This window comes from Neisseria iguanae (genome assembly GCF_003013245.1).
Lineage (GTDB): Bacteria > Pseudomonadota > Gammaproteobacteria > Burkholderiales > Neisseriaceae > Neisseria > Neisseria iguanae.
Map to the genome: position 1 here is coordinate 1 of NZ_PXYY01000133.1, position 4,549 is coordinate 4,549.

At 48.6% G+C, this 4,549-nt stretch carries 3 protein-coding genes and 1 pseudogene; 2 read left to right on the plus strand and 2 right to left on the minus strand.

Features of this window, described 5'->3' with window-relative positions; all coding sequences use genetic code 11:
- Positions 1–688 precede the first annotated feature (688 nt).
- Positions 689–2,107: a type I glutamate--ammonia ligase gene (gene glnA / locus C7N83_RS13095; protein ID WP_106743177.1), complete on the minus strand. Its 1,419-nt coding sequence runs from the start codon at positions 2,105–2,107 to the stop codon at positions 689–691.
- 410 nt (positions 2,108–2,517) lie between these two features.
- Between glnA and aroE the strand changes: the two genes are divergently transcribed.
- The gene (gene aroE / locus C7N83_RS13100) at positions 2,518–3,330 is read left to right on the plus strand and encodes a shikimate dehydrogenase (protein ID WP_106743179.1); all 813 of its coding nucleotides are present in this window, start codon (positions 2,518–2,520) and stop codon (positions 3,328–3,330) included.
- A complete protein-coding gene (gene mtgA, locus C7N83_RS13105) occupies positions 3,330–4,031 on the plus strand; it encodes a monofunctional biosynthetic peptidoglycan transglycosylase (RefSeq protein ID WP_106743180.1) in 702 nt (233 codons plus the stop codon). The genes aroE and mtgA overlap by 1 nt, the downstream gene beginning before the upstream one ends.
- Positions 4,032–4,372: 341 nt before the next feature.
- Here the strand turns inward: mtgA and C7N83_RS16385 are convergent.
- Positions 4,373–4,549 (minus strand): annotated as a pseudogene (locus C7N83_RS16385) (IS481 family transposase); the annotation flags it as partial.

Below are 4,549 nucleotides of genomic sequence, written 5' to 3' on the forward strand. Positions count from 1 at the left end.
CATGGGGAGAATCCTCTAAAATCCGGTTTCAAAGGAATTTAGGGGATTTTAGGGGTTTGGGAAAGGGTTAGGTTGTTTTAGCAGCCATTAACCTTTTGTCGGTTGGAAAGGGTTTTGCGGAGGTCTCGGCCTATATCTACCAATCGTGATAGTTCCTCCGGCTATCAGTATTGATAACACTGTTTATGGGTACTTTAGCTTTATAGCCTATTGCAAAATATCTTTTGAATCAGTGGGCACGATTTCTGTATGGACTTCATTATCTCGTTTCAAGATGCTGAAGATGATGCCGCTTGCGCCGCGCCTTTGTTTACTGAGGATACGTTTGGCACTAAAGTAGGTTTTATTTAGTTCGACAATGCCTGTAAACGGTGTCTGCTTTTCATGTTCTTGGGTGATTCTGCGAAACAGTTTGATAAACAGGTATTAATGCTTCGGACGCCGGAGCCGGTAAACGGGCAGTATCGGAAGCAGCCAAATCGGTAATGGAAAGGCGTAGCATCTGTCTGGACTTTGGTTCAAAAATGTTGTCGAGCTTTCGGTGTTTGTTTTAAGTTGACATATCAGAAGCTTATCATGAAATTTGATGATTTTTCTTCCTAAGTCTTTAATTATTTGAAAAGGCCGTCTGAAACGTTTTGGTTACGCAAAATTTTTCAAACGGCCTTAATAAGTCGCTGATTTATGATTACAGGCTGTAATACATTTCAAATTCCAGTGGATGCGGCGCCATGCGCAAGCGGCGGACATCTTCTTCTTTGAAAGCGATATAACTTTCGATCCAGTCTTTGCTGAATACGCCGCCGCGGGTCAGGAATTCGTGGTCTTCTTTCAATGCGGCCAAGGCCTCGTCCAAAGAGGTGCACACGGTCGGTACCAATGCGTCTTCTTCCGGTGGCAGGTCGTAAAGGTTTTTCGTAGCAGGGTCGCCGGGATGGACTTTGTTTTGAATCCCGTCCAAACCTGCCATCAGCAAGGCGGCGAAACACAAGTAAGGATTGGCCATCGGATCAGGGAAACGCGCTTCGATGCGGCGGGCTTTGGCACTGTTGGCCGCCGGAATGCGGATAGATGCAGAGCGGTTTTTTGCCGAGTAAGCCAGTTTCACCGGTGCTTCAAAGTGCGGCACGAGGCGTTTGTAAGAATTGGTTGACGGGTTGCAAATTGCATTCAGGGCTTTAGCGTGTTTGATGATGCCGCCGATGTAGTAGAGCGCGGTTTCGCTCAAGCCTGCGTAGCCGTCGCCTGCAAACAGGTTTTGGCCGTCTTTCCAAATCGACTGGTGTACGTGCATGCCCGAACCGTTGTCGCCCATAATCGGTTTCGGCATGAAAGTGGCGGTTTTGCCGAAGTTGTGGGCAACGTTCCAAATCACGTATTTCATGTTTTGGGTTTGGTCGGCGCGGCGTACCAGTGTGCCGAATTTGGTCCCCAATTCCATTTGCGAGCCGGTACCCACCTCGCCATGGTGCACTTCGACTTCAATACCGATTTCTTCCAAAATATTGACCATAGCCGAACGTAAGTCTTGGCCTTGGTCAACCGGAGCAACAGGCGAGTAGCCACCTTTGACCGTCGGGCGGTGGCCGGTGTTTTGACCGTCAAGATGTGCGCCGCTTGACCATGATCCCGTTTCGGAAGTGATTTCGTAACGGGTTTTGTGCATGGCGGTTTCGAATGCGATGCCGTCAAAGACGAAAAATTCAGGCTCAGGGCCGAAGAAGGCGGTGTCGCCGATGCCGGAAGATTTCAAATAAGCTTCGGCGCGTTTGGCGATGGAGCGCGGGTCACGGTCGTAGCCTTGGCCGTCGGCAGGGTCAATCACGTCGCAGGTGATCACTACGGTGGTGTCGTCAAAAAACGGATCGATAAAGGCAGTGGCAGCATCGGGGCGCAACTGCATGTCGGAAGCTTGAATGCCTTTCCAGCCGCCGATGGAAGAACCGTCGAAGGCTTGGCCGTTTTCAAACCAGTCTTCAGGGTCTTTCAGCACGATGCGCGCCGGAATAGTAAAGTGGTGTTGTTTACCTTTGGTATCGGTAAAACGTAAATCAACGAAGCGTGCTTCGCTTTCTTCAATCAGTTTTACAACGTCTTTAATAGACATGTTCAAGCTCCTAAAAAGAGAAATCAGTCAATCCGAATAAAAATGCGGCCGCGCGGGTTGTTTTTGGCTGCATGCTTGCTCGGATAAGCTGGAATCGGCAGGGCGGTAGAAAATGGGATAATGCTATTTTATCATGTTTGAATGCTTGTCAGCAGCAGTTAAAAAAATAGCGCATGATGGCGTGAGGCCGTCTGAAAAAACAGTGTGAAATATCATAAATTGCGCTGTATGTCCAACTATTGAATCCAATGTGTGAAATATAATTTCAGACAGCTTGATTGTCAACAATTTACTACCGGAAAGAGACAATACACCAACTTTCGGTATTTAACGCAGCATCCGCTTTAATCCTTGCCAAATCCCATTATAATAACGTTTTTGTCTGAATTAGTGAAGGAAACCAGAGCACCATGAGCAGTAAACCGCGTTACGCCGTATTCGGCAATCCTGTGCAACACAGCAAATCGCCGCAAATTCATCAGGAATTTGCCAAGCAGGAAAATGTTGCCATCGATTACGACCGAATTTACGCTGAGATCGGCGGATTTGATGCCGCTGCTGCCGCTTTTTTTACCGCAGGAGGGCTGGGGGCGAACGTGACTGTGCCGTTTAAACGAGATGCCTTCAATTTTGTTGACGAACACTCCGAGCGCGCCTTGGCTGCCGGTGCCGTCAACACCATCATTCCGTTGGGCAACGGTAAATTCCGCGGTGACAACAGTGACGGCGTGGGCATGGTCAACGATATCATTCGGGAGCAAGGCGTGCCGCTGGTAGGCAAACGTGTGTTGCTGATTGGTGCAGGCGGTGCGGTGCGCGGCGTGATTCCCGTTTTGCAAAGCCATCAGCCTGCCGAAATCGTCATCACCAACCGTACCTGTGCCAAAGCAGAAGAAGTGGCTTCGTGTTTCGGTATCTGTGCTGTTGTCATGAACGAATTGCCTGAAAACCATTTCGACATCATCATCAATGGTACATCCGGCGGCTTGGGCGGCGAATTGCCTGACATTGCACCAGCGGTATTCGGCAGGTGCGCCTTGGCCTATGACATGGTTTACGGCAAAGATTCCGAGCTGTTTTTGAAATTTGCCGCTGAATCAGGCGCACGCCAAACTTCCGATGGCCTGGGCATGCTGGTCGGGCAGGCTGCATTTTCCTATCAATTGTGGCGCGGTTTCGAGCCGGACATCAAACCTGTGCTCGAATACATGAAAGACTTGTGATGTTGCGCATTCTCAAATGGCTGATGGCGCTGCCTGTGGCCGCCTTTATTTTGTTCAATGCCTATGTTTACGGCAACATCATCACCTACCGCGCCGTTGCTCCGCATAAAAGCGCGTTTATGAGCATGCGCATGAGCCAGTTTCATGAAGAAGGGCGTAGTGCGATGCTGGATTACCGCTGGGTACCGTATGACCGCATTTCAACCAATCTGAAAAAAGCCTTGATTGCTTCGGAAGATGCCAAATTTGCCGCGCACGACGGCTTTGATTGGAACGGTATTCAAAATGCCATCAGGCACAACCAAAAAAGCGGCGAAGTGAAAGCCGGCGGTTCGACCATCAGCCAGCAATTGGCTAAAAATCTGTTTCTCAATGACAGCCGCAGCTATATCCGCAAAGCCGAAGAGGCAGCCATTACAGCGATGATGGAAGCCGTTACCGACAAAGACCGTATTTTCGAGCTCTATCTCAACATCATTGAATGGCATTACGGCGTGTTCGGTGCTGAAGCCGCATCGCAGCATTTTTATAAAAAACCGGCGGTGGAACTGACCAAGCAACAAGCCGCCAAACTAGCCGCCCGCGTGCCTGCGCCGTTGTTTTATGCCGACAATCCGAAGAGCAAACGCCTGCGCGGCAAAACCAACATCATCTTGCGGCGCATGGGTTCGGCAGAGTTACCGGTAACCGATACCGAATAATTTCAAATCACTTATTAATAAAAAAGGCCGCCCGAAACCACGCCGTCTGCCGCCTTGGCCTTAAACACTATAACCGTCATGGCTCAATTCCTTATCCATAAGCTATTTCACGAACAAACGACCAAATTCGTTTGCTTCGTTTTTTGTTTTGTTTGGGATGGATAGATTACGAACAGGAAACGAAACCGTTTTGAGGCAACAGGATACTGTGTTTTGTTCTTTGAATGCGCGAACAAAATGCGCGAACAATGAATGTTGTTGGATCTAATTCAGGTTCAGGATTGACGGTGTAAAAAAAATTAATATGGTTGAAGCCCCTTCACTGGTTAAGTTAAAGAGGCTTAAATGTAGGAAAACCCTGCGTTGTTTACACAACAGATTGGGCAGTGAAGCCTGTAAAACCCCGAAAAGCATATCACCTTTCAAACCCTTATGCGGCTTAACCGGATGATAAAAATTCACAAAACGGCATAACGCCTTTTGCTGACGTTCCGAATCCTTAAACGCAAACTTATCCT